Below are 2,061 nucleotides of genomic sequence, written 5' to 3'. Positions count from 1 at the left end.
TCATAATATAGTCATGAGCATCCTCACTCTCACAGCCACATAAATTTACTTTTTCATTTAAACAGGGAATGTATATGAATCAAAAATTAGAACAACTTTTTAAAGAAAAAGTGCGTAATAAAATCATTTTAATTACTGGCGCATCAAGTGGTATAGGGTTAACAGCAGCTAAGAAATTAGCCTCTGCAGGCGCACATGTTTTACTTGTGGCGAGAACTGAAGAGACCTTAAAAGAAGTACAAACCGAAATTGAAAGTGCTGGGGGTAAAGCTTCAATTTTCCCTTGTGATTTAAATGATATGCAAGCCATTGATGAAGTATCACAAAAGATTTTAGCTTCTGTCGACCATATTGATATATTAATTAATAATGCAGGACGTTCAATCCGTCGAGCTGTTCATGAATCCCTGGATCGATTTCATGATTTTGAGCGTACCATGCAACTTAACTACTTTGGAGCAGTTCGTTTAGTCCTCAATATCCTGCCCCAAATGATGATGCGTAAGGATGGTCAAATCATCAATATCAGTTCAATTGGTGTACTTGCAAATGCAACTCGATTTTCTGCTTATGTAGCATCTAAAGCAGCTTTAGATGCATTTAGTCGCTGTCTTTCGGCTGAAGTACATTCACATAAAATTGCCATTACCTCCATTTATATGCCTTTGGTACGCACACCGATGATTGCACCAACCAAAATTTATAAATATGTTCCAACCCTCTCTCCGGAACAGGCAGCAGACCTGATCGCTTATGCTATCGTGAAACGACCAAAGAAAATTGCTACAGGACTTGGACGTTTAGCATCAATAACCTACTCTATAGCACCAGAAATTAATAATAAGCTGATGTCGATAGGCTATAACCTGTTTCCAAGCTCCTCTGCTTCGGTAGGTAAACAGGAAAAATTAAACTGGGTTCAACGTGCATATGCAAGGCTGTTCCCTGGTGAACATTGGTGATACAAAAAAAGCCCATTCCAAGTGGGCTTTTTATTTACAGCGCTGTTTTATTATCCTATCGTAATAAGCTTGTTAAAAATAAAATGAGAGCAGCGATGAAACTGATCTCCCTAATCAAAATTACATGTTTTATTACAGCAGGTATTTATTTGTTTGGGCTTGGACAGGACGCTTATTTGAACGACCTAGAACCATTAGATGCTTTAGGTAATATAGGAATGATTTTTGTACTCACAGAAATGGGAACGATCATTAACCAGGACAAAACAACACATAAACTGTCTTATAAAACCTTATTTTTATCCAATACGATGGAATTAACGTGGATTGAAAAATTTGCACTGATTTTAGGTCGTTTAGGTATGATGCTGATCATATTAAGTTGTTTTTATAATTTCAAATAATACTATTTTTCGCTTACAAATACTTGTTTCAGCTTAATTTCCAACCAATCTATAAAATCTTGCAGATACTGGGGGCGATATTTCCTTTCTAAAAATAACATTTGAACAGGTACTTCCAAGGGTGCAATTTCATTGAAAATACATATCAGCTGATTTTCCTGAATATACTGATTTGCATCATACTCCGGAATCTGAATAATCCCTAAACCTGCCAAACCTGCTTGTAAATATGCTTCAGTATTTTCAACCAATACTGAATAACCTACTTTAAAATTATGCTGAAAAAATGAAAGTACTACAGTATCTGTTTGTGTCTTGCCAACATTATATTCGACTGCTTTATGTCGTGTTAAATCATCCAGATTTTCAGGTTTACCGTACTTTTTCACATAGTCTGGTGATACTAAAGTTACGATTTTCATTATTCCAATATTTTTAACAATTAAATATTCGTCCTGAACCTCTCCAACTCTTACCACACAATCCAACTGTTCTTCAATCAGATGTGAATAATCATCTCGGCTATTTATGAGCACTTGAATATCAGGATATTTTTCATAATATTCATATAAATAAGGAATTAATATTTGAGTAGCTATTCTTTGCGGCATTCCGATACTAATTTTTCCAACATTACCTTTATGTATTGATTTAAAACGATTTAAATCTTTAAGATGATTAAAAAGCTGCAGCGT

At 34.9% G+C, this 2,061-nt stretch carries 3 protein-coding genes; 2 read left to right on the top strand and 1 reads right to left on the bottom strand.

Annotated features, from left to right (window positions below; genetic code table 11):
• The first annotated feature begins 74 nt into the window (after nt 1–74).
• Together KPC_RS19340 and KPC_RS19335 are read left to right on the top strand one after the other, a co-directional pair.
• Entirely contained in the window at nt 75–962 is an 888-nt protein-coding gene (locus tag KPC_RS19340) for an SDR family NAD(P)-dependent oxidoreductase (RefSeq protein ID WP_121975934.1), read from the top strand.
• Nucleotides 963–1,057: 95 nt separating this feature from the next.
• Nucleotides 1,058–1,366: a hypothetical protein gene (locus tag KPC_RS19335; protein ID WP_146196680.1), complete on the top strand. Its 309-nt coding sequence runs from the start codon at nt 1,058–1,060 to the stop codon at nt 1,364–1,366.
• Nucleotides 1,367–1,368: 2 nt separating this feature from the next.
• On the opposite strand, the gene KPC_RS19330 is transcribed toward KPC_RS19335, so the two are convergent.
• Nucleotides 1,369–2,061, bottom strand: a 693-nt coding sequence (locus tag KPC_RS19330; RefSeq protein WP_121975932.1) for a LysR substrate-binding domain-containing protein, incomplete at its 5' end; no start/stop codon positions are given.

The sequence above is a fragment of the Acinetobacter stercoris genome (assembly GCF_900323515.1).
Classification (GTDB): Bacteria; Pseudomonadota; Gammaproteobacteria; order Pseudomonadales; family Moraxellaceae; genus Acinetobacter; species Acinetobacter stercoris.
This window is presented reverse-complemented; position numbering and strand designations above follow the sequence as displayed.